The following is a 22,408-nucleotide window of genomic DNA, read 5'->3' as shown; positions in this document are numbered from 1 at the left end:
GGGATCGCGCACCCGGTAGCGCCGTCGCCGTACGCGCACACCCGCGTACGCCGGGCAGTACCGGGCGCGAACACTGAGGAGCATCGTTGAGCAGGCTGCGTTGGCTGACCGCGGGCGAGTCGCACGGTCCCGCACTTGTCGCGACGCTGGAGGGCCTTCCCGCCGGCGTGCCGATCACCACGGAGATGGTGGCGGACCACCTTGCGCGGCGGCGGCTCGGCTACGGCCGCGGTGCGCGCATGAAGTTCGAGCGGGACGAGGTCACCTTCCTGGGCGGGGTCCGCCACGGCCTGACCCTCGGCTCCCCGGTCGCGGTCATGGTGGGCAACACCGAGTGGCCGAAGTGGGAGCAGGTCATGGCGGCCGACCCGGTCGACCCCGAGGTGCTGGCCGGCCTGGCCCGCAATGCCCCACTGACGCGCCCGCGCCCCGGCCACGCCGACCTCGCCGGCATGCAGAAGTACGGCTTCGACGAGGCCCGCCCGATCCTGGAGCGCGCCTCCGCCCGCGAGACCGCCGCCCGGGTGGCACTCGGCGCGGTCGCCCGGTCGTACCTGAAGGAGACGGCCGGCATCGAGATCGTCTCCCACGTCGTGGAGCTGGCGGCCGCCAAGGCCCCGTACGGCGTCCATCCCACCCCGGCCGACGTCGAGAAGCTCGACGCCGACCCGGTGCGCTGCCTGGACGCCGACGCCTCGAAGGCGATGGTCGCGGAGATCGACCAGGCCCACAAGGACGGCGACACGCTCGGCGGCGTGGTCGAGGTGCTGGCCTACGGCGTGCCGGTCGGCCTCGGCTCGCACGTGCACTGGGACCGGCGCCTGGACGCCCGCCTGGCCGCCGCCCTCATGGGCATCCAGGCGATCAAGGGCGTCGAGGTCGGCGACGGCTTCGGCCTGGCCCGGGTGCCCGGCTCCCAGGCGCACGACGAGATCGTCACCACCCCCGAGGGCATCCGCCGCTCCACCGGCCGTTCCGGCGGCACCGAGGGCGGTCTCACCACCGGTGAGCTGCTGCGCGTCCGCGCGGCCATGAAGCCGATCGCGACGGTGCCCCGGGCCCTGCGGACGGTGGACGTCGTCACCGGCGAGGCCACCCAGGCCCACCACCAGCGGTCCGACGTCTGCGCGGTCCCGGCCGCCGGCATCGTCGCCGAGGCCATGGTCGCGCTCGTCCTCGCCGACGCGGTCGCCGAGAAGTTCGGCGGCGACTCCGTCCCCGAGACCCGCCGCAACGTGCAGTCCTACCTCGACAACCTCGCGATCCGGTGAGTGCCGTGCCAGCGGTCGTACTGATCGGACCGATGGGCGTCGGCAAGTCCACCGTCGGCCGGCTCCTCGCCGAGCGCCTCGGCGCCGGCTACCGGGACACCGACGAGGACATCGTCTCCGCCGAGGGCCGTGCCATCGCCGAGATCTTCGTGGACGAGGGCGAGGACGCCTTCCGTGCGATCGAGAAGCGGGCGGTGCGGACCGCGCTCGCCGAGCACGAGGGCGTCGTCGCGCTCGGCGGCGGTGCCGTCCTCGACCCGGACACCCGCGCCGCCCTCGCCGGACACCGGGTGATCTACCTCTCGATGGAGGTCGAGGAGGCCGTCAGGCGCACCGGGCTCAACGTGGCCCGCCCGCTGCTCGCGGTCAACCCGCGCAAGCAGTGGCGCGAGCTGATGGAGGCGCGGCGGCACCTGTACGAGGAGGTCGCCACCGCCGTGGTGCCGACGGACGGCCGCACCCCCGAAGAGGTCACGCAAGCAGCGCTGGACGCACTGGAGTTGAAACAAGCATGAGCGAGGCAGTCACCCGGATCCAGGTCGCGGGCACCGCGGGCACCGACCCGTACGAGGTGCTCGTCGGCCGGCAACTGCTGGGCGAGCTGCCCGGGTTGATCGGGGAGCAGGCCAAGCGGGTCGCGGTGATCCACCCGGAGTCGCTGGCCGAGACCGGCGACGCGCTCCGCGCCGACCTGGCCGGTCAGGGGTACGAGACCGTCGCCATCCAGGTGCCCAACGCGGAGGAGGCCAAGACCGCCGAGGTCGCCGCCTACTGCTGGAAGGCGCTCGGCCAGTCCGGCTTCACCCGCACCGACGCCGTCGTCGGCGTCGGCGGCGGTTCCACCACGGACCTGGCCGGCTTCGTCGCCGCGACCTGGCTGCGCGGGGTGCGCTGGATCGCCGTCCCGACCACCGTGCTGGCCATGGTGGACGCGGCGGTCGGCGGCAAGACCGGTATCAACACGGCCGAGGGCAAGAACCTGGTCGGCGCCTTCCATCCGCCGGCCGGTGTGCTGTGCGACCTGGCCGCGCTGGACTCCCTCCCGGTCCACGACTACGTCTCCGGCCTCGCCGAGGTCATCAAGGCCGGTTTCATCGCCGACCCGGTGATCCTGGACCTGATCGAGGCCGACCCCGAGGCCGCCCGGACCCCGGCGGGCCCGCACACGGCCGAGCTGATCGAGCGGTCGATCAGGGTCAAGGCGGAGGTCGTCTCCTCGGACCTCAAGGAGGCCGGTCCGCGCGAGATCCTGAACTACGGTCACACGCTCGGCCACGCCATCGAGAAGAACGAGCGCTACAAGTGGCGGCACGGGGCCGCGGTCGCCGTCGGCATGCACTTCGCCGCCGAACTCGGGCGCCTGGCGGGCCGCCTGGACGACGCGACGGCCGACCGGCACCGCGCCATCCTGGAATCCGTCGGCCTGCCGCTGCACTACCGCTACGACCAGTGGCCCAAGCTGCTGGAGACGATGAAGGTGGACAAGAAGTCCCGCGGCGACCTGCTGCGCTTCGTCGTGCTGGACGGTCTGGCCCGGCCGACCCTGCTGGAGGGCCCGGATCCGGCCGTCCTGCTCGCCGCCTACGGCGAGGTCGGCCAGTAGGTCCCCAACCGGCTCCCGGCGCACCGCGTTCCGGTTCCTGCATCCCGGTTCCTGCGTTCCGGTCTCCGCGTTCCGGCGTGTGCGTTTTTGGTGGTGCTCTCCGACGGTCCGTGCTTCTTCCCTGCGGGAACGGGCACTTCGGGCCGCCCCCGGTCGTTTCACCGAACGACGGCCGGGGACGGTACCGTTCGGTGGCGAGCGGGGGCGCACCCCCGCTGCCGGCGCCAATTGCCTGGAGCGGGTGAGCTGGAGGGGCGTGTCGACACCGACTCGGACGCCTCGGCGGCCGACGAGCCAAGACGACGAGACGGAGTGGCAACGGATGCAGCACGCAGTCGGGTCTCCGCTGCCGCCGCCCCACCGGCCGGGGCAGGGACCGCACGCCGGCTGGGCGCCGGCCGCACACCACCCGGGGCCGCCCCCGGGCGCCTCCCAGGGGCCCGCCCCCGTCCCCCCGCCGGGCTTCCCCGTCCCGCCCGGCCCGCCGCCGCAGGCCCCGCAGCAGCCCCCCACCGGCTCCGCCCCGGTGCCGCCGGCGCCTCCGCGGCACGCGCCGCCTCAGCCCGTCCCCGCCCCGCCGCCGGCCCCTGATACCACCGGGCACGTGCCGCTGCCACCCGGCGGCCCGGTCGGCGTGCCGTCGGCGCCGCCCGCCATGGTCACGGTCCCGGACCCGACGGCCACCACCCTCGCCGTCCTCCTCATCGGTCCGGCGGGCGCGGGCAAGACCAGCGTCGCCAAGTACTGGGCGGACCACCGCCGCGTCCCCACGGCCCACATCAGCCTGGACGACGTCCGCGAATGGGTCCGCTCCGGTTTCGCCGACCCCCAGTCGGGCTGGAACGACAACTCCGAGGCGCAGTACCGCCTGGCCCGCCGGACCTGCGGCTTCGCCGCCCGGAACTTCCTCGCCAACGGCATCTCCTGCATCCTGGACGACGCCGTCTTCCCGGACCGCCCGGTCGTGGGCCTCGGCGGCTGGAAGCGGCACGTGGGCCCCGGTCTGCTCCCGGTCGTCCTCCTCCCGGGCCTGGACATCGTCCTGGAGCGCAACGCGGAACGCAGCGGGAACCGCCGCCTCACCGACGAGGAGGTGGCCCGCATCCACGGCCGCATGGCCGGCTGGTACGGCTCGGGCCTGCCGATCATCGACAACTCCCAGCTGGACGTCCCCGCGACGGCCCGCGTCCTGGACGAGGTCCTGGCGAGAGCCATAGCGAGCCCGCCGAGCTGGTGAACGGGGGAGCGGCGGCTCCCGCCCGGGGCGACGCGCAACGACGCGAGCCACCCGGTGCACGGCGCCGCGCACACACGCCGGGCCCCGGTTCGTCGGGGGCTCCACCGCCCACGACGACGCGTGCCGCGCCTCCGCCCCGACGGCACCGCGCCCGCGCCGGCGAGGTGTCTCAAGAAGCCCCGGACCCGCTGAGCCATGCCCCGACACGTCACTGAGCCGCGCCGCGGGGTGTGGCAGTGCCGCCCCGGGGCCGCGAGGTCGCGCACCAGGCGGGCCAGGGCCGGTCCCGGCCCGCGCAGCCGCGCTCCAGGTCCGTGTGGCCGGTGCCCGGCATTCCCGACTCCCCGATCCGGGCATGCGGAGCCCCGCCCCGGGTGCGCGGCGCCCGTCCCGGCACGCGGCCCCCCGGCCCCACGGAGTCGCCCCCGCGGCCCTGTGCCACCGGCTCCAGGAATCCGACGCAGCCCCGCCCCAGGGCATCCGGAAGGCCGAGGGCCGGCCATCGCGGGTCCCCGCCCCCTCGGCTTCCGTCCCCACTCGGCCCTTGCCAACCGGCACAATCCGGGCAGAACTCCTACGCTCATCTCATGTCAGAGGTGTACGCGAACCGCCGATCCCGGCTGAGGGACCGCTGTAACGCGGCCGGCGCCCCCGCCGCCCTGGTCAGCCGCCCCGCCAACGTGCGCTATCTGGCGGGGGCCGCCCCCCGGGGCGCCGTGCTCCTGCTCGGCAGGCGCGAGGACCTCCTGGTGTGCGCGGGCCCGCCCGACGACCGCCCCACCGAGGGCCGGCCGGACGAGAACGTGCGCCTGCACGTCCTCGCGTCCCCCGGAGGCGACCCGGCGGTCGCCGCGGCCGACCTCGCCGTGGGCCAGGACGCCGACGGGCTCGCCGTGGAGGAACACCACCTCACCGTCAGCCGGCACCGGGCCATCACCTCCGTCGCCCCCGGACTCCGCCTGGTCGACCTCGGCGGCGCCGTGGAGCAGCTCAGGGTGGTCAAGGACGAGGAGGAGATCTCCTGCCTCCGCATCGGCGCCGAGATCGCCGACCAGGCCCTCGGCGAGCTGCTGGAATCCATCCTGGTCGGCCGCACCGAACGGCACCTCGCGCTGGAGCTGGAGCGGCGCCTGGTCGACCACGGCGCCGACGGCCCGGCCTTCCCGACGTCCGTGGCCACCGGTCCGCACGCCGGCCACCGCGGCCACCGCCCCACCGACCGGCGCGTGGAGGAGGGCGACTTCCTCTCCGTGTGCCTGGGCGCCACCTACCGCGGCTACCGCTGCGAGATCGGCCGCACCTTCGTCATCGGCACCTCACCCGCCGACTGGCAGATCGAGCTGTACGACCTCGTGTTCGCCGCCCAGCGGGCCGGGCGCGAGTCCCTGGCACCCGGCACCGCCTACCGTGACGTGGACCGCGCGGCACGGCAGGTACTGGACTCCGCGGGCTATGCGGAGTCCCTGCCACCGCTGACCGGACACGGGGTCGGACTCGAAATCGACGAGGACCCGCAGCTGGCCCCCGCGGCCATGGGTAAACTGGACGCTTGCGTGCCGGTCACCGTCGAACCGGGGGTCCACCTCCCGGGCCGGGGCGGCGTCCGGATCGATGACACGCTCGTCGTGCGCCCCGAGGCGGACGGCGGACCCGAGCTACTCACCATCACGACCAAGGAGCTGCTCGCGCTGTGAGCGACCCCAGGGGCATTGCCCCGGAGCCGCTGGGCGCGTGACCCGGGGTCGTACGTCAGTCCAGGAGATTCCGCAACCGTGGCTTCCACGAACGACCTCAAGAACGGCCTGGTGCTCAAGCTCGAAGGCGGCCAGCTCTGGTCCGTCGTCGAGTTCCAGCACGTCAAGCCCGGCAAGGGCCCGGCCTTCGTGCGCACCAAGCTCAAGAACGTGCTCTCCGGCAAGGTCGTCGACAAGACCTTCAACGCCGGTGTCAAGGTCGAGACGGCCACTGTCGACAAGCGCGACATGCAGTTCTCGTACATGGACGGCGAGTACTTCGTCTTCATGGACATGCAGACCTATGACCAGCTCATGGTCGACCGCAAGGCCGTCGGCGACGCCGCCAACTTCCTGATCGAGGGCTTCACCGCCACCGTCGCGCAGCACGAGGGCGAGGTGCTCTTCGTCGAGCTGCCGGCCGCCGTCGAGCTGACCGTCCAGGAGACCGAGCCGGGCGTCCAGGGCGACCGCTCCACCGGCGGCACCAAGCCCGCCACCCTGGAGACCGGTCACCAGATCCAGGTCCCGCTCTTCATCACCACCGGTGAGAAGATCAAGGTCGACACCCGCACCAGCGACTACCTCGGCCGGGTGAACAGCTAACCGTGGCTGCCCGCAACACGGCCCGCAAGCGCGCCTTCCAGATCCTCTTCGAGGGCGACCAGCGCGACGCCGACGTCCTGACGGTCCTCGCGGACTGGATCCGGCTCTCCCGGTCGGACACCCGGCAGCCCCCGGTCAGCGAGTACACGATGCAGCTGGTCGAGGGCTACGCGGAGCACGCGGCGCGGATCGACGAACTGATCTCCCAGTACGCGGTGGACTGGACGCTCGACCGCATGCCGGTCGTCGACCGCAACATCCTGCGGCTGGGCGCGTACGAGCTGATCTGGGTGGACGAGACCCCCGACGCCGTCGTCCTGGACGAGATGGTGCAGCTGGCGAAGGAGTTCTCCACCGACGAGTCGCCCTCGTTCGTCAACGGCCTGCTGGGCCGGCTGAAGGAGCTGAAGCCGACGCTGCGCCGCGCCTAGCCGCGGTCAGCGGTCAGCCCGCTCAGCGGCGGCCGCGGGTCGTCCATGGCCGCTGGTGCTCATGCCGCGGGGCCGCATTCCGATGCGGCCCCGCGCCCGTGCGCCGTCCCGCGTGCCACCCCGGGCCCCACAGGGCGCCGGAACAGCCGTGAACGCCGCCGGGGCGGCCGGAACCGTGGGGTTCCGGCCGCCCCGGCGGCACGTTTCTGCTGAGGCGCGAGCGGAGAACCTCAGGCCTCGTCGTGGGCGGCCACCGCGCGACGCGCGTCCGCGTCCAGGACGCCCCAGCTGATCAGCTGCTCGGTGAGGACCGAGGGGGACTGGTCGTAGATGACGGCGAGTGTGCGCAGGTCGTCCTGGCGGATCGAGAGCACCTTGCCGTTGTAGTCACCGCGCTGGGACTGGATCGTCGCCGCGTAGCGCTGAAGGGGGCCCGCCTTCTCGGCCGGCACGGTGGCCAGCCGCTCCAGGTCCAGGACCAGCTTCGGCGGCGGCTCGGCGGCGCCGCCCGGCGTGGTGCCCGGCAGCAGCTCCTGCACGGGAACGCCATAGAAATCGGCCAATTCGGCAAGGCGCTGTACGGTCACGGCACGGTCGCCGCGCTCGTACGAACCGACCACCACGGCCTTCCAGCGCCCCTGGGACTTCTCCTCGACACCGTGGAGGGAAAGGCCCTGCTGGGTGCGGATGGCCCGGAGCTTGGCCCCGAGCTGTTTGGCGTATTCGCTGGACATATAGCTCCCCGGACACTGTGTCGACGCGGCCGGCTGTCTTCCCGCCGCGCCGCTGGTAACTCACTGTGAGGTTACGCAGCGTGACTCTTCTGCGTCAAGCCGAATGGTCCACACCGACTCTTCCGTGGTGGCGGCGGCCGGCTGGGCCGAGGGGGTGACGGCAGGGCCGCTGCGGACACCTGCTACCGTGGTTGGCGCAAATCCGACGTCCTTTAAGGTCCGTCCCGTGAGGCGGAGAAGGAGGTCCGTTTCTTATGGACTCACACGCGAACCCGTCCGCCGACGCGCGGCCCGTCCTCGAGGGCCCCGACATCGCGCGGGTGCTCACCCGCATCGCCCACGAGATCGTCGAGCGCGCCAAGGGCGCCGACGACGTGGTGCTCCTCGGCATTCCGACCCGGGGCGTCTTCCTCGCCCAGCGGCTCGCCGCCAAGCTGGAGCAGATCACCGACCGGACGGTCCCGGTCGGCTCGCTCGACATCACCATGTACCGCGACGACCTGCGCCTGCACCCGCCGCGCGCGCTGGCCCGCACCGAGATCCCCGGTGACGGCATCGACGGCAGGCTCGTCGTCCTCGTCGACGACGTGCTGTTCTCCGGCCGCACCATCCGCGCCGCCCTGGACGCCCTGAACGACATCGGGCGCCCGCGCGCGGTCCAGCTCGCGGTCCTGGTCGACCGCGGCCACCGCGAACTGCCCATCCGTGCCGACTACGTCGGCAAGAACCTCCCCACGTCGTTGCGGGAGACGGTCAAGGTCCAGCTCACCGAGGAGGACGGTCGCGACACCGTGCTGCTCGGTGCCAAAGCGGCCGGTCAGTAGCAAGTCGGGCGCCCGGCCGCTTCGGCGCGCCGGGACACGCACCGACCTGCCCTGCTTCTCCCCATTTGAACTGCCTTACGGAGCCTGACAGATGCAGCGTCATCTCATCTCGGCCGCCGACCTCACCCGCGACGACGCCGTCCTGATCCTCGACACCGCCGAGGAGATGGCCCGGGTCGCCGACCGGCCGATCAAGAAGCTGCCGACCCTGCGCGGCCGGACGATCGTCAACCTCTTCTTCGAGGACTCCACGCGCACGCGCATCTCCTTCGAAGCCGCCGAGAAGCGGCTGTCCGCGGACGTCATCAACTTCACCGCCAAGGGGTCGTCGGTGTCCAAGGGCGAGTCCCTGAAGGACACCGCCCAGACCCTGGAGGCCATGGGCGTCGACGCCGTGGTCATCCGGCACGGCGCCTCCGGAGCCCCGTACCGCCTGGCCAACTCCGGCTGGATCGACGCCGCCGTCATCAACGCCGGCGACGGCACCCACCAGCACCCCACCCAGGCCCTGCTGGACGCCTTCACCCTGCGCCGCCGGCTGACCGGCCGCGACACCGGGCTCGGCCGGGACCTGTCAGGCAAGCGCGTCACCCTCGTCGGTGACGTCCTGCACAGCCGGGTCGCCCGCTCCAACGTGGATCTGCTGCACACCCTCGGCGCCGAGGTCACCCTCGTCGCGCCGCCCACCCTGCTGCCGATCGGCGTGGAGTCCTGGCCGTGCGCCGTGTCGTACGACCTCGACAGCACGCTGCCCAAGTGCGACGCGGTGATGATGCTCCGCGTCCAGCGCGAGCGGATGAACGCGGCCTTCTTCCCGACCGAGCGCGAGTACGCCCGGCGCTACGGCCTCGACGGCGACCGCATGGCCAGGCTGCCCGGGCACGCCATCGTGATGCACCCCGGTCCGATGGTCCGCGGCATGGAGATCACCGCCGAGGTCGCCGACTCCGACCGCTGCACCGCCATCGAGCAGGTCGCCAACGGCGTCTCCATCCGCATGGCCGTCCTCTACCTGCTGCTCGGCGGCAACGAACCCGCCGTCACCCACGCCCGCCCGTCAGCCGCCGCACAGCAGCCCGCCGACGAGCGCCCCGCGCACACCCCTTTCACGGCCGAGGAGAAGTAAGACCATGAGCAAGATCCTGATCCGTGGCGCCAGGGTGCTCGGCGGTGAGCCGCAGGACGTGCTCATCGACGGTGAGACCGTCGCCGAGGTCGGCACCGGGCTGTCCGCCGAGGGTGCCGAGGTGGTCGAGGCCGGCGGCAAGGTGCTGCTGCCCGGCCTGGTCGACCTGCACACCCACCTGCGCGAGCCGGGCCGCGAGGACTCCGAGACCGTGCTCACCGGCACCCGCGCGGCGGCGAGCGGCGGCTACACGGCCGTGTTCGCCATGGCCAACACCTTCCCGGTCGCCGACACCGCCGGCGTGGTCGAGCAGGTCTGGCGGCTCGGCAGGGAGCACGGTTACTGCGACGTGCAGCCCATCGGCGCCGTCACCGTCGGCCTGGAGGGCAGGAAACTCGCCGAGCTGGGCGCCATGCACGAGTCCGCGGCCGGCGTCACCGTCTTCTCCGACGACGGCAAGTGCGTGGACGACGCGGTGATCATGCGCCGCGCGCTGGAGTACGTGAAGGCCTTCGACGGGGTCGTCGCCCAGCACGCGCAGGAGCCGCGCCTGACCGAGGGCGCCCAGATGAACGAGGGCGTCGTCTCCGCCGAGCTGGGCCTGGGCGGCTGGCCGGCCGTCGCCGAGGAGTCGGTCATCGCGCGGGACGTGCTGCTCGCCGAGCACGTCGGCTCCCGCGTCCACATCTGCCACCTGTCGACCGCCGGCTCGGTCGAGATCGTCCGCTGGGCCAAGTCCCGCGGCATCCGGGTCACCGCCGAGGTCACCCCGCACCACCTGCTCCTCACCGACGAGCTGGTACGGACGTACAACCCCGTCTACAAGGTCAACCCGCCGCTGCGCACCGAGCGGGACGTCATGGCCCTGCGCGAGGCGCTCGCCGACGGCACGATCGACATCGTCGCCACCGACCACGCCCCGCACCCGCACGAGGACAAGGACTGCGAGTGGGCCGCCGCCGCCATGGGCATGGTCGGCCTGGAGACCGCGTTGTCAGTGGTGCAGGAGACGATGGTCGACACGGGCCTGCTGGACTGGGCCGGCGTCGCCGACCGCATGTCCTTCCGGCCCGCGCAGATCGGCCGGGCCACCGGGCACGGCCGGCCCGTCTCGGCTGGTGAGCCCGCCAACCTCATCCTCGTCGACACGGCATACCGTGGCCAGGTGGACCCCGCGGGCTTCGCCTCGCGCAGCCGCAACACCCCCTACCAGGGGCGCGAGCTGCCGGGCCGGGTCACCCACACCTGGCTGCGGGGCAAGGGCACGCTCGTCGACGGGAAGCTCACGTGACACCTGTGATTCTGCTGGCCGAAGCCAGGAAGTCGGCCGACGTCACCGACTGGCCGGCCCGCATCGGCTGGCTCGTCGGACTCGTCCTGTTCATCGCGCTCGTCTACTGGCTGATGCGCGAGGGCTGGAAGTGGCGCGGCACCCTCCAGGGCGACATCCCGGAGCTGCCCACCGCGCCGGACGAGCCCGGCGAGGCGAGACTGACGATGAGCGGCCGCTACCACGGCTCCACCACCGCCGGGCAGTGGCTGGACCGCATCGTGGCCCACGGCCTGGGCACCCGCAGCCGGGTCGAGCTCACCCTGACCGACGCGGGCCTGGAGGTCGAGCGGCCCGGGGCGGCCGACTTCTTCGTCCCCACCGCCGCACTGCGGGAAGCGCGCCTGGACAAGGGCATCGCCGGCAAGGTCCTCACCGAGGGCGGACTGCTGGTGGTGACCTGGGCGCACGGCGGCAAGCTGATCGACTCCGGCTTCCGCTCCGACCGCGCGGCCGAGCACACCGAATGGGTCGACACCCTGAACCAGATGACCGACAAGACGGAAGGCGCACGATGACGACCTCCACCAGGGGAAGCTCCTCCCAGAGGAACAAGGCGCTTCCCGCCGTACTCGTCCTGGAGGACGGCCGCCTCTTCCGCGGCCGCGCCTACGGGGCCGTGGGGGAGACCTTCGGCGAGGCCGTGTTCTCCACCGGCATGACCGGCTACCAGGAGACCCTGACCGACCCGTCGTACGACCGCCAGATCGTCGTCGCGACCGCCCCGCAGATCGGCAACACCGGCTGGAACGACGAGGACGACGAGTCGGGCCGCATCTGGGTCTCCGGCTACGTCGTGCGCGACCCCGCGCGTGTGCCGTCCAACTGGCGCTCCACGCGCTCCCTGGACGACGAACTGGAGCGCCAGGGCGTCGTCGGCATCTCCGGCATCGACACCCGGGCCCTCACCCGCCATCTGCGCGAGCGCGGCTCGATGCGCGCCGGCATCTTCTCGGGCGAGGCCGTCGCCCCCGAGGCCGAGCTGCTGGAACGCGTGCAGGCGCAGCCGCAGATGAAGGGCGCCAGCCTGTACGAGGAGGTCGCGACGAAGGAGGCGTACGTCGTCCCGGCGGTCGGCGAGAAGCGTTTCACCGTCGCCGCCATCGACCTCGGCATCAAGGGCATGACCCCGCACCGCATGGCCGAGCGCGGCATCGAGGTGCACGTCCTGCCCGCCACCGCCACGGCCGACGACGTCTACGCCGTCGGCCCGGACGGCGTCTTCTTCTCCAACGGCCCCGGCGACCCGGCCACGGCCGACGGCCCGGTCGCGCTGATGTCGGCCGTCCTGGAGCGCCGGACCCCGCTGTTCGGCATCTGCTTCGGCAACCAGATCCTCGGCCGCGCGCTCGGCTTCGGCACCTACAAGCTGAAGTACGGCCACCGGGGCATCAACCAGCCGGTCCAGGACCGTACGACCGGCAAGGTGGAGGTCACCGCGCACAACCACGGCTTCGCCGTGGACGCGCCGCTCGACAAGGTCAGCGAGACGAAGTTCGGCCGCGCCGAGGTCTCGCACGTCTGCCTCAACGACAACGTCGTGGAGGGGCTCCAGCTGCTCGACCAGCCCGCCTTCTCCGTCCAGTACCACCCGGAAGCGGCAGCCGGACCGCACGACGCCGCCTACCTGTTCGACCGCTTCGTTTCCCTGATGGAGGGCCAGCGTGCCTAAGCGCACCGATATCCAGTCCGTCCTGGTCATCGGCTCCGGCCCGATCGTCATCGGCCAGGCCGCCGAGTTCGACTACTCCGGCACCCAGGCGTGCCGGGTGCTCAAGGCCGAGGGCCTGCGCGTCGTCCTCGTCAACTCCAACCCGGCGACGATCATGACCGACCCGGAGATCGCCGACGCCACCTACGTCGAGCCGATCACCCCCGAGTTCGTCGAGAAGATCATCGCCAAGGAGCGCCCCGACGCCCTGCTGCCCACCCTGGGCGGCCAGACGGCCCTGAACACCGCCATCTCGCTGCACGAGAACGGCGCGCTGGAGAAGTACGGCGTCGAGCTGATCGGCGCCAAGCCCGAGGCCATCCACAAGGGCGAGGACCGCGACCTGTTCAAGGGGGTCGTGGAGGAGGTGCGCCGCAAGATCGGGCACGGCGAGTCCGCCCGCTCGGTCATCTGCCACTCCATGGACGACGTCCTCGAGGGCGTCGAGACGCTCGGCGGCTACCCGGTCGTCGTCCGCCCGTCCTTCACCATGGGCGGCGCCGGCTCCGGCTTCGCGCACGACGAGGAGGAGCTGCGCCGCATCGCCGGCCAGGGCCTCACCCTCTCCCCGACCACCGAGGTCCTCCTGGAGGAGTCCATCCTCGGCTGGAAGGAGTACGAGCTGGAGCTGATGCGCGACAAGCACGACAACGTCGTGGTCGTCTGCTCCATCGAGAACTTCGACCCGATGGGCGTGCACACCGGCGACTCGATCACCGTGGCGCCCGCGATGACGCTGACCGACCGCGAGTACCAGGTGCTGCGCGACGTCGGCATCGCGATCATCCGCGAGGTCGGCGTCGACACCGGCGGCTGCAACATCCAGTTCGCGGTGAACCCCGAGGACGGCCGCGTGATCGTCATCGAGATGAACCCGCGCGTGTCGCGTTCCTCCGCCCTCGCCTCCAAGGCGACCGGCTTCCCGATCGCCAAGATCGCCGCCAAGCTCGCCGTCGGCTACACGCTGGACGAGATCCCCAACGACATCACGCGCGAGACCCCGGCCTCCTTCGAGCCCACCCTCGACTACGTGGTCGTCAAGGCCCCGCGGTTCGCCTTCGAGAAGTTCCCGCAGGCCGACTCCACGCTGACCACCACCATGAAGTCCGTGGGCGAGGCCATGGCCATCGGCCGCAACTTCCCCGAGGCCTTCCAGAAGGCGCTGCGTTCGCTGGAGAAGAAGGGCAGCCAGTTCGCCTTCACCGGCGACCCCGGTGACAAGGAAACCCTGCTGCGCGAGGCCGTACGGCCCACCGACGGCCGGATCAACACGGTCATGCAGGCCATCCGCGCGGGCGCCACGCCCGAGGAGGTCTTCTCCTACACGAAGATCGACCCGTGGTTCGTGGACCAGCTCTTCCTGATCAAGGAGATCGCGGACGAGCTGGCCGGCGCGCCCGAGCTGACCGCCGACCTGCTGGCCGACGCCAAGCGGCACGGCTTCTCCGACCAGCAGATCGGCGAGATCCGCGGCCTGCGCGAGGACGTCGTCCGCGAGGTGCGGCACGCCCTCGGCATCCGCCCGGTCTACAAGACGGTCGACACCTGCGCCGCCGAGTTCGCCGCCAGGACGCCGTACTTCTACTCCTCCTACGACGAGGAGAGCGAGGTCGCGCGCCGCGAGAAGCCCGCGGTGATCATCCTCGGCTCGGGCCCCAACCGCATCGGCCAGGGCATCGAGTTCGACTACTCCTGCGTGCACGCCTCCTTCGCGCTGTCCGACGCCGGGTACGAGACCGTGATGGTCAACTGCAACCCGGAGACCGTCTCCACGGACTACGACACCTCCGACCGCCTGTACTTCGAGCCGCTGACGCTCGAGGACGTGCTGGAGATCGTCCACGCCGAGCAGCAGGCCGGCCCGCTCGCGGGCGTCATCGTCCAGCTCGGCGGCCAGACCCCGCTGGGCCTGTCGCAGGCCCTGAAGGACAACGGCGTGCCGGTCGTGGGCACACCCCCCGAGGCCATCCACGCGGCCGAGGACCGCGGTGCCTTCGGCCGCGTCCTCGCGGAGGCGGGCCTGCCGGCGCCCAAGCACGGCACGGCCACCACGTTCGAGCAGGCCAAGGCCATCGCCGACGAGATCGGCTACCCGGTCCTGGTCCGGCCGTCCTACGTCCTCGGCGGGCGCGGCATGGAGATCGTCTACGACGAGACCCGCCTCGCCTCCTACATCGCCGAGTCGACCGAGATCAGCCCTTCCCGGCCGGTCCTCGTCGACCGCTTCCTCGACGACGCGATCGAGATCGACGTCGACGCCCTCTACGACGGTGAGGAGCTGTACCTCGGCGGCGTCATGGAGCACATCGAGGAGGCCGGCATCCACTCCGGCGACTCGGCGTGCGCCCTGCCCCCGATCACCCTCGGCGGCTTCGACATCAAGCGCCTGCGCGCCTCCACCGAGGCCATCGCCAAGGGCGTCGGCGTGCGCGGCCTGATCAACATCCAGTTCGCGATGGCCGGCGACATCCTCTACGTCCTGGAGGCCAACCCGCGCGCCTCCCGTACGGTCCCCTTCACCTCGAAGGCGACCGCGGTACCGCTCGCCAAGGCCGCCGCCCGCATCTCCCTGGGCGCGACCATCGCCGAGCTGCGCGCCGAGGGGCTGCTGCCGAGGAACGGCGACGGCGGCGAGCTGCCCCTCGACGCGCCGATCTCCGTCAAGGAGGCCGTCCTGCCCTGGTCCCGCTTCCGGGACATCCACGGCCGCGGTGTCGACACCATCCTCGGCCCGGAGATGCGCTCCACCGGCGAGGTCATGGGCATCGACTCCGTCTTCGGCACGGCGTACGCCAAGTCGCAGGCGGGTGCCTACGGCCCGCTGCCCACCAAGGGCCGCGCGTTCATCTCGGTCGCCAACCGCGACAAGCGCTCGATGATCTTCCCGGCGCGCGAGCTGGTCGCCCACGGCTTCGAGCTGCTCGCCACCTCCGGCACCGCCGAGGTCCTCAAGCGCAACGGCATCAACGCCACGGTCGTCCGCAAGCAGTCCGAGGGCACCGGCCCGAACGGCGAGAAGACCATCGTCCAGCTGATCCACGACGGCGAGGTCGACCTCATCGTCAACACCCCGTACGGCACCGGTGGCCGCCTCGACGGCTACGACATCCGTACGGCCGCGGTGGCCCGCTCCGTGCCCTGCCTGACGACCGTCCAGGCGCTCGCGGCGGCCGTCCAGGGCATCGACGCCCTCAACCACGGCGACGTGGGCGTCCGCTCGCTCCAGGAACACGCCGAACACCTGATCGCGGCCCGCGACTAGCAGCCCCGAGGGGGACACCGGAAACGGTGTCCCCCTCTTCGTGAGGACACCCACATGTACAAGATCTTCTTCCGCCTGGTCTTCCGGCGGATGGACCCCGAGCAGGCCCACCACCTGGCCTTCCGCTGGATCCGGCTGGCCGCCCGCGTCCCCGTGCTGCGCACCTTCGCCGCCGCCGCCCTCGCGCCCCGCCACAAGGAACTGCGCACCGAGGCCTTCGGGCTGCGGATGCACGGCCCCTTCGGACTCGCCGCCGGCTTCGACAAGAACGCCGTCGCCGTCGACGGGATGTCGATGCTGGGCTTCGACCACGTCGAGATCGGCACGGTCACCGGCGAGCCGCAGCCCGGCAATCCCAAGAAGCGGTTGTTCCGGCTGGTCGAGGACCGCGCGCTGATCAACCGCATGGGCTTCAACAACGACGGCTCGCTGGCCGTCGCGGCCCGCCTGGCGACCCGTGAGCCGGTCTTCCGGACCGTCGTCGGCGTCAACATCGGCAAGACCAAGGCCGTCCCGGAGGCGGAGGCCGTCGCCGACTACGTGAAGTCCGCCGAGCGCCTCGCGCCGTACGCCGACTACCTGGTCGTCAACGTCTCCTCGCCCAACACACCCGGACTGCGCGACCTCCAGGCGGTGGACCACCTGCGCCCGCTGCTGACCGCCGTGCGCGAGGCCGCCGACCGCACGGTGGCGAACCGGCGTGTCCCGCTGCTGGTGAAGATCGCCCCGGACCTCGCCGACGAGGACGTCGACGCGGTCGCCGACCTGGCCGTCGAACTCGGTCTGGACGGCATCATCGCCACCAACACCACCATCGCGCGCGAGGGTCTCGGCCTGCGCTCCGACCCCGCGCTGGTCAAGGAGACCGGCGGGCTGTCCGGAGCCCCGCTCAAGGCACGCTCCCTGGAGGTGCTGCGCCGCCTGTACGCGCGCGTGGGCGACCGGATCACCCTGGTGGGCGTCGGGGGCGTGGAGAGCGCCGAGGACGCCTGGCAGCGCATCCTGGCCGGCGCCACGCTGGTCCAGGGCTACAGCGCCTTCGTCTACGAGGGCCCGTTCTGGTGCCGTGCCGTCCACAAGGGCCTCGCCGCCCGCCTGCGCACCAGCCCCTACGCCACCCTCGCCGACGCGGTCGGCGCCGACGTGAGGAAGCCCGCATGACCCCGTTGGAGCCCTTCGGCGCCCGGCTCCGCCGCGCCATGGACGAGCGCGGCCCGCTGTGCGTGGGCATCGACCCGCACGCCTCCCTGCTCGCCGAGTGGGGCCTGGACGACGACATCGCCGGTCTGGAACGGTTCAGCCGCACGGTGGTGGAGGCCGTGGCCGGCCGGGTGGCTGTCCTGAAGCCGCAGAGTGCCTTCTTCGAACGGTTCGGCTCGCGGGGCCTCGCGGTCCTGGAGACGTCCGTACGGGAGGCGCGGGCGGCCGGTGCCCTGGTCGTGATGGACGCCAAGCGCGGCGACATCGGCTCGACCATGGCCGCCTACGCCGAGGCGTTCCTGCGCGAGGACGCCCCGCTGTTCTCCGACGCCCTGACCGTCTCGCCGTACCTCGGCTACGGCTCGCTCAGCCCGGCCGTCGCGCTGGCCCGGGAGAGCGGCGCCGGCCTCTTCGTGCTGGCGCTGACCTCGAACCCGGAGGGCGGCGAGGTGCAGCACGCGGTACGCGCCGACGGCCGGACCATCGGGGCGACCGTGCTGGCCCACCTCGCGGCGGAGAACGCCGGGGAGGAACCGCTGGGCTCGTTCGGCGCGGTCGTCGGCGCCACGCTCGGCGACCTGTCCTCGTACGACCTCGACATCAACGGCCCGCTCCTCGCGCCCGGCATCGGCGCCCAGGGCGCGACCCCCGCCGACCTTCCCCGTGTCTTCGGTGCGGCCGTCCGCAACGTGGTGCCCAACGTCAGCCGGGGTGTTCTGCGTCACGGTCCCGACGTCAGCGCGCTGCGCGGGGCGGCCGAGCGTGTCGCGGAGGAGATCCGGGCGGCCGTCGGCGGCGCCTGAACCGCCGGCCGTGTGCTCGGCTGAGTGCTGTCGCGTCGACCTGAGTGTGAATACATCGGCAAAACCAGGGCAATATGCCTGAAATGTCCGACCTGACGGAGGCTGACCAGGACTTTTCCGCTGTTCTCGCTGACTCTGGCGCACTTGCCCGCTAGTCTCCGAGCAGTGGGGGCACCTCCCAGGCCCTCAAGGTAGTGGGGGAGAACGGGTGACGCGTGTTGCTCGTAGCTCCCCAGGTGTGGGGCGACTAGGTTCCTCACCGGTCCGTATCCGACAGTTCGACATCCGAGGTGACGTAGGCGTGGCTCTTCCGCCCCTTACCCCTGAACAGCGCGCAGCCGCGCTCGAAAAGGCCGCCGCGGCTCGCCGGGAGCGGGCCGAGGTCAAGAATCGACTCAAGCACTCCGGCGCCTCCCTGCACGAGGTCATCAAGCAGGGCCAGGAGAACGACGTCATCGGCAAGATGAAGGTCTCCGCGCTGCTGGAGTCCCTGCCGGGCGTGGGCAAGGTCCGCGCCAAGCAGATCATGGAGCGTCTGGGGATCTCCGAGAGCCGCCGTGTGCGCGGTCTCGGTTCCAACCAGATCGCCTCCCTGGAGCGTGAGTTCGGCAGCACCGGCTCCTGAGTCCGCCTCCCGACGGACAGGGAGTCCCGGGCACTCCGGGATTGCTGGATAATCGCTGCATGGCAGTAACACTCCGGGGGACGTCCCCCGAACCCCCGGACGCACGTCCGCGGCTGACCGTGCTCTCCGGCCCCTCGGGGGTCGGCAAGAGCACGGTCGTCGCTCATATGCGCAAGGAACACCCCGACGTCTGGCTCTCGGTGTCGGCGACCACCCGCAAGCCGCGCCCCGGCGAGCAGCACGGAGTCCACTACTTCTTCGTCACCGACGACGAGATGGACAAGCTGATCGCCAACGGCGAGCTGCTGGAGTGGGCCGAGTTCGCCGGCAACCGCTACGGCACGCCCCGCGCGGCCGTGCTGGAGCGGCTGGAGAACGGCGAGCCCGTCCTGCTGGAGATCGATCTCCAGGGCGCCCGCCAGGTCCGGGAGTCGCTCTCCGACGCCCAGCTGGTGTTCCTCGCTCCGCCCTCCTGGGAGGAGCTGGTGCGCAGGCTCACCGGCCGGGGGACCGAGCCGCCCGAGGTCATCGAACGCCGTCTGGAGGCGGCCAGGACCGAGCTGGCGGCCGAGCCGGAGTTCGACGTGACCCTGGTCAACACCTCCGTCGAGGACGTGGCGCGCGAGCTGCTAGCCTTGATGGACATTGTGTGATCGTGACTGTGATCACGGTGACTGATTCTTTTCCATCCATCGGAAGGTAGAGCGTGTCCTCTTCCATCACCGCGCCCGAGGGCATCATCAACCCGCCGATCGACGAGCTTCTCGAGGCCACCGACTCGAAGTACAGCCTCGTGATCTACGCGGCCAAGCGTGCCCGCCAGATCAACGCGTACTACTCGCAGCTCGGCGAGGGCCTCCTCGAGTACGTCGGTCCGCTCGTCGACACCCACGTGCACGAGAAGCCGCTCTCGATCGCCCTGCGCGAGATCAACGCCGGTCTGCTGACCTCCGAGGCCATCGAGGGCCCGGCGCAGTAGTTTTTTCGTATTGCGATCGACTTATCCACAGGCCCGGCAGTCGCGCTGCCGGGCCTGTGGTGTGTCATGGAGTCGGTCGTACGTTTTCGAGTCCGGGAGACACGGTGGACAAACCGAGGGTCGTGCTGGGGGTCAGCGGTGGCATCGCCGCCTACAAGGCCTGTGAGCTGCTGAGGAGGTTCACCGAGTCGGGCCATGACGTCCGCGTGGTGCCCACCGCCTCCGCGCTGCACTTCGTCGGCGCCGCCACCTGGTCGGCCCTGTCCGGCAATCCCGTCTCGCCCGAGGTCTGGGACGACGTGCACGAGGTCCCGCACGTCCGCATCGGCCAGCACGCCGACCTGGTGGTCGTCGCGCCGGCCACCGCGGACATGCTCGCCAAGGCGGCCCACGGCCTCGCCGACGACCTGCTGACCAACACGCTGCTCACCGCCCGCTGTCCGGTCGTCTTCGCCCCGGCCATGCACACCGAGATGTGGGAGCACCCGGCCACCCGGGAGAACGTGGCCACGCTCCGCCGCCGCGGCGCCGTGGTCATCGAGCCCGCCGTAGGCCGCCTCACCGGGGTCGACACCGGCAAGGGCCGGCTTCCCGACCCGGCGGAGATCTTCGAGGTCTGCCGCCAGGTGCTGGCCCGGGGCGTCACCGAGCCCGACCTGCGGGGGCGGCACGTCGTCGTCTCCGCCGGCGGCACCCGCGAGCCCCTCGACCCGGTCCGCTTCCTGGGCAACCGCTCCTCCGGCAAGCAGGGCTACGCCCTCGCCCGTACGGCCGCCGCCCGCGGCGCCCGGGTGACGCTGGTCGCAGCCAACACCGGCCTGCCCGATCCGGCGGGCGTGGACGTCGTCCCGGTGGGCACGGCCGTCCAGCTCCGCGAGGCCGTGCTCAAGGCCGCGGCGGACGCCGACGCCGTGGTCATGGCCGCCGCCGTCGCCGACTTCCGGCCGGCCGCCTACGCCGCCGGGAAGATCAAGAAGAAGGACGGCCAGGAACCCGATCCGGTCGTGCTGCTGCGAAATCCAGACATTCTCGCGGAGATCTCCGCCGACCGGGCCCGCCCCGGACAGGTGGTCGTCGGCTTCGCCGCCGAGACCGACGACGTCCTCGCCAACGGCCGCACCAAGCTCGCCCGCAAGGGCTGCGACCTGCTCGTGGTCAACGAGGTGGGGGAGCGCAAGACCTTCGGCTCCGAGGAGAACGAAGCCGTGGTACTGGGCGCCGACGGCAGCGAGACCCCGGTGCCGCACGGTCCGAAGGAGGCCCTCGCCGACATCGTCTGGGACCTGGTCGCCCAGCGCCTGGGCTGACCCGCCCGGCGGTCCCGGGCCGGGCCTCCGCCCGGGTGAACGACGCGCGCCACGGTGCTGCGGCCGGGTGTGGCGGCTCTGGTCACACCGGCTGCGATTGTGCAGAATGCCTGTGCCGCAGGTCACAACGACGCCGAGAAGCGAGACGGGGGCCCGTCGGCCGAGCGCGACCGATAAACTGTTCACGGTCGACCGGGCGCAGCCCTGTGTCGACCGCAAATGATCAGCCAGCAGCCGCTGCAACCACAGGGAGCGTTGTGTCCCGTCGCCTGTTCACCTCGGAGTCCGTGACCGAGGGTCACCCCGACAAGATCGCTGACCAGATCAGCGACACCATTCTCGACGCGCTTCTGCGCGAGGACCCGACCTCCCGGGTCGCCGTCGAGACGCTGATCACCACCGGCCTGGTCCATGTGGCCGGCGAGGTGACGACCAAGGCCTACGCGGACATCGCGACGCTCGTCCGCGGCAAGATCCTGGACATCGGCTACGACTCCTCCAAGAAGGGCTTCGACGGCGCCTCCTGCGGTGTCTCGGTGTCCATCGGCGCGCAGTCCCCGGACATCGCGCAGGGCGTCGACGCGGCGTACGAGGCCCGGGTCGAGGGTGACGAGGACGAGCTGGACCGGCAGGGCGCGGGCGACCAGGGCCTGATGTTCGGCTACGCCTCCGACGAGACGCCGACCCTGATGCCGCTCCCGATCTTCCTGGCGCACCGGCTGTCCAAGCGCCTCTCGGACGTCCGCAAGAACGGCACCATCCCCTACCTGCGCCCCGACGGCAAGACGCAGGTCACCATCGAGTACGACGGCGACAAGGCCGTCCGCCTCGACACGGTGGTCGTCTCCTCCCAGCACGCCTCCGACATCGACCTGGAGTCGTTGCTCGCCCCCGACATCCGCGAGTTCGTCGTGGAGCCGGAGCTGAAGGCGCTCCTGGACGAGGGCATCAAGCTGGACACCGAGGGCTACCGCCTGCTGGTCAACCCGACCGGCCGCTTCGAGATCGGCGGCCCGATGGGCGACGCCGGCCTCACCGGCCGCAAGATCATCATCGACACGTACGGCGGCATGGCCCGCCACGGCGGCGGCGCCTTCTCCGGCAAGGACCCGTCCAAGGTGGACCGCTCGGCCGCCTACGCCATGCGCTGGGTCGCGAAGAACGTCGTGGCGGCCGGTCTGGCCTCCCGCTGCGAGGTCCAGGTCGCCTACGCGATCGGCAAGGCCGAGCCCGTCGGCCTGTTCGTCGAGACCTTCGGCACCAACACCGTCGAGAACGAGAAGATCGAGAAGGCGATCGACGAGGTCTTCGACCTCCGTCCGGCCGCGATCATCCGTGACCTCGACCTGCTGCGCCCGATCTACTCGCAGACGGCCGCCTACGGTCACTTCGGCCGCGAGCTGCCCGACTTCACCTGGGAGCGCACGGACCGCGTGGACGCCCTGCGCACCGCCGCGGGCCTGTAACCCCGCGACACCGCTCACCGAGGCCCGGTCCCCCGCGCGGGGGGACCGGGCCTCGGCGTGTGCGCGGACGGGCCGCGCCGCGCGGCGGTCACGGGGCCGGGCGGCAGACGTGTCGCGGACGTGGCCGGCGGCGGGGCGCCGGGCCCGGTGGCTCGGCCCG

Annotated in this window: 21 protein-coding genes; 20 read left to right on the top strand and 1 reads right to left on the bottom strand. The window is 71.8% G+C overall.

From position 1 onward, the window contains the following. Positions 1 to 86 precede the first annotated feature (86 nt). From aroC to nusB, 7 genes are all read left to right on the top strand, one after another. A complete protein-coding gene (gene aroC, locus AB0F03_RS08080) occupies positions 87 to 1,271 on the top strand; it encodes a chorismate synthase (protein WP_361987688.1) in 1,185 nt (394 codons plus the stop codon). A 32-nt stretch (positions 1,272 to 1,303) separates the two neighbouring features. Beyond that, positions 1,304 to 1,786: a shikimate kinase gene (locus AB0F03_RS08075; RefSeq protein WP_361988217.1), complete on the top strand. Its 483-nt coding sequence runs from the start codon at positions 1,304 to 1,306 to the stop codon at positions 1,784 to 1,786. After that, positions 1,783 to 2,874: a 3-dehydroquinate synthase gene (aroB, locus tag AB0F03_RS08070; protein WP_361987686.1), complete on the top strand. Its 1,092-nt coding sequence runs from the start codon at positions 1,783 to 1,785 to the stop codon at positions 2,872 to 2,874. The genes AB0F03_RS08075 and aroB overlap by 4 nt, the downstream gene beginning before the upstream one ends. 322 nt (positions 2,875 to 3,196) lie before the next feature. Beyond that, positions 3,197 to 4,111 (top strand): Pro-rich N-terminal domain-containing protein, encoded by a 915-nt coding sequence (locus tag AB0F03_RS08065; RefSeq protein WP_361987684.1) that lies wholly within the window; start codon positions 3,197 to 3,199, stop codon positions 4,109 to 4,111. A 587-nt stretch (positions 4,112 to 4,698) separates the two neighbouring features. Then, positions 4,699 to 5,805, top strand: coding sequence for an aminopeptidase P family protein (locus AB0F03_RS08060; protein WP_361987682.1), 1,107 nt, complete (start codon positions 4,699 to 4,701; stop codon positions 5,803 to 5,805). A 78-nt stretch (positions 5,806 to 5,883) separates the two neighbouring features. Next, positions 5,884 to 6,450 (top strand): elongation factor P, encoded by a 567-nt coding sequence (efp, locus tag AB0F03_RS08055; RefSeq protein WP_121789765.1) that lies wholly within the window; start codon positions 5,884 to 5,886, stop codon positions 6,448 to 6,450. 2 nt (positions 6,451 to 6,452) lie between these two features. Next, positions 6,453 to 6,881: a transcription antitermination factor NusB gene (nusB, locus tag AB0F03_RS08050; protein WP_356824593.1), complete on the top strand. Its 429-nt coding sequence runs from the start codon at positions 6,453 to 6,455 to the stop codon at positions 6,879 to 6,881. 230 nt (positions 6,882 to 7,111) lie between these two features. Here nusB and bldD read toward each other — a convergent pair whose 3' ends face one another. Next, positions 7,112 to 7,615: a transcriptional regulator BldD gene (gene bldD, locus AB0F03_RS08045; protein WP_121789767.1), complete on the bottom strand. Its 504-nt coding sequence runs from the start codon at positions 7,613 to 7,615 to the stop codon at positions 7,112 to 7,114. A gap of 254 nt (positions 7,616 to 7,869) precedes the next feature. Here bldD and pyrR point away from each other — a divergent pair, with 254 nt between their 5' ends. The 13 genes from pyrR to metK all read left to right on the top strand — a co-directional run bounded on the left by pyrR (position 7,870) and on the right by metK (position 22,248). Further along, positions 7,870 to 8,439: a bifunctional pyr operon transcriptional regulator/uracil phosphoribosyltransferase PyrR gene (pyrR, locus tag AB0F03_RS08040; protein WP_361987679.1), complete on the top strand. Its 570-nt coding sequence runs from the start codon at positions 7,870 to 7,872 to the stop codon at positions 8,437 to 8,439. A gap of 91 nt (positions 8,440 to 8,530) precedes the next feature. Further along, a complete protein-coding gene (locus AB0F03_RS08035) occupies positions 8,531 to 9,565 on the top strand; it encodes an aspartate carbamoyltransferase catalytic subunit (protein ID WP_361987677.1) in 1,035 nt (344 codons plus the stop codon). A 4-nt stretch (positions 9,566 to 9,569) separates the two neighbouring features. Beyond that, a complete protein-coding gene (locus tag AB0F03_RS08030; RefSeq protein ID WP_361987675.1) occupies positions 9,570 to 10,856 on the top strand; it encodes a dihydroorotase in 1,287 nt (428 codons plus the stop codon). Continuing rightward, positions 10,853 to 11,413 (top strand): hypothetical protein, encoded by a 561-nt coding sequence (locus AB0F03_RS08025; RefSeq protein ID WP_361987673.1) that lies wholly within the window; start codon positions 10,853 to 10,855, stop codon positions 11,411 to 11,413. The genes AB0F03_RS08030 and AB0F03_RS08025 overlap by 4 nt, the downstream gene beginning before the upstream one ends. Further along, entirely contained in the window at positions 11,410 to 12,567 is a 1,158-nt protein-coding gene (carA, locus tag AB0F03_RS08020) for a glutamine-hydrolyzing carbamoyl-phosphate synthase small subunit (RefSeq protein ID WP_361987672.1), read from the top strand. Before AB0F03_RS08025 ends, carA begins: the two co-directional genes overlap by 4 nt. Next, on the top strand, positions 12,560 to 15,868 hold the full coding sequence (gene carB, locus AB0F03_RS08015; RefSeq protein ID WP_361987670.1) for a carbamoyl-phosphate synthase large subunit: 3,309 nt from the start codon (positions 12,560 to 12,562) through the stop codon (positions 15,866 to 15,868). Before carA ends, carB begins: the two co-directional genes overlap by 8 nt. Positions 15,869 to 15,922: 54 nt before the next feature. Continuing rightward, positions 15,923 to 17,029: a quinone-dependent dihydroorotate dehydrogenase gene (locus AB0F03_RS08010; protein WP_361987668.1), complete on the top strand. Its 1,107-nt coding sequence runs from the start codon at positions 15,923 to 15,925 to the stop codon at positions 17,027 to 17,029. Continuing rightward, positions 17,026 to 17,871: an orotidine-5'-phosphate decarboxylase gene (gene pyrF / locus AB0F03_RS08005; protein WP_361987666.1), complete on the top strand. Its 846-nt coding sequence runs from the start codon at positions 17,026 to 17,028 to the stop codon at positions 17,869 to 17,871. Before AB0F03_RS08010 ends, pyrF begins: the two co-directional genes overlap by 4 nt. 301 nt (positions 17,872 to 18,172) lie before the next feature. Then, positions 18,173 to 18,496, top strand: coding sequence for an integration host factor (locus AB0F03_RS08000; RefSeq protein ID WP_003977346.1), 324 nt, complete (start codon positions 18,173 to 18,175; stop codon positions 18,494 to 18,496). 59 nt (positions 18,497 to 18,555) lie between these two features. Next, the gene (gene gmk / locus AB0F03_RS07995; protein WP_361987664.1) at positions 18,556 to 19,149 is read left to right on the top strand and encodes a guanylate kinase; all 594 of its coding nucleotides are present in this window, start codon (positions 18,556 to 18,558) and stop codon (positions 19,147 to 19,149) included. Between the two features lie 53 nt (positions 19,150 to 19,202). Next, positions 19,203 to 19,475 carry a DNA-directed RNA polymerase subunit omega gene (gene rpoZ, locus AB0F03_RS07990; protein WP_005319902.1) on the top strand — a complete coding sequence of 91 codons (273 nt, stop codon included), beginning with the start codon at positions 19,203 to 19,205 and terminating at the stop codon, positions 19,473 to 19,475. A 104-nt stretch (positions 19,476 to 19,579) separates the two neighbouring features. Next, positions 19,580 to 20,782 (top strand): bifunctional phosphopantothenoylcysteine decarboxylase/phosphopantothenate--cysteine ligase CoaBC, encoded by a 1,203-nt coding sequence (coaBC, locus tag AB0F03_RS07985; RefSeq protein WP_361987662.1) that lies wholly within the window; start codon positions 19,580 to 19,582, stop codon positions 20,780 to 20,782. A 257-nt stretch (positions 20,783 to 21,039) separates the two neighbouring features. Then, positions 21,040 to 22,248, top strand: a complete 1,209-nt coding sequence (gene metK / locus AB0F03_RS07980; RefSeq protein ID WP_361987661.1) for a methionine adenosyltransferase — start codon at positions 21,040 to 21,042, stop codon at positions 22,246 to 22,248. The last annotated feature ends 160 nt before the right edge of the window (positions 22,249 to 22,408 follow it).

Origin of the sequence: Streptomyces sp. NPDC028722, from assembly GCF_040637655.1 — a bacterium.
Lineage (GTDB): Bacteria > Actinomycetota > Actinomycetes > Streptomycetales > Streptomycetaceae > Streptomyces.
This window is presented reverse-complemented; position numbering and strand designations above follow the sequence as displayed.

Coding starts and splice junctions, on each gene's coding strand:
- AB0F03_RS08065 (WP_361987684.1), top strand. CDS start 3,197: ATGCAGCACGCAGTCGGGTCTCCGCTGCCGCCGCCCCACCGGCCGGGG.
- pyrR (WP_361987679.1), top strand. CDS start 7,870: ATGGACTCACACGCGAACCCGTCCGCCGACGCGCGGCCCGTCCTCGAG.
- carA (WP_361987672.1), top strand. CDS start 11,410: ATGACGACCTCCACCAGGGGAAGCTCCTCCCAGAGGAACAAGGCGCTT.
- pyrF (WP_361987666.1), top strand. CDS start 17,026: ATGACCCCGTTGGAGCCCTTCGGCGCCCGGCTCCGCCGCGCCATGGAC.
- bldD (WP_121789767.1), bottom strand. CDS start 7,615: ATGTCCAGCGAATACGCCAAACAGCTCGGGGCCAAGCTCCGGGCCATC.
- gmk (WP_361987664.1), top strand. CDS start 18,556: ATGGCAGTAACACTCCGGGGGACGTCCCCCGAACCCCCGGACGCACGT.
- AB0F03_RS08010 (WP_361987668.1), top strand. CDS start 15,923: ATGTACAAGATCTTCTTCCGCCTGGTCTTCCGGCGGATGGACCCCGAG.
- AB0F03_RS08075 (WP_361988217.1), top strand. CDS start 1,304: ATGGGCGTCGGCAAGTCCACCGTCGGCCGGCTCCTCGCCGAGCGCCTC.
- AB0F03_RS08035 (WP_361987677.1), top strand. CDS start 8,531: ATGCAGCGTCATCTCATCTCGGCCGCCGACCTCACCCGCGACGACGCC.
- aroB (WP_361987686.1), top strand. CDS start 1,783: ATGAGCGAGGCAGTCACCCGGATCCAGGTCGCGGGCACCGCGGGCACC.
- AB0F03_RS08030 (WP_361987675.1), top strand. CDS start 9,570: ATGAGCAAGATCCTGATCCGTGGCGCCAGGGTGCTCGGCGGTGAGCCG.
- AB0F03_RS08060 (WP_361987682.1), top strand. CDS start 4,699: ATGTCAGAGGTGTACGCGAACCGCCGATCCCGGCTGAGGGACCGCTGT.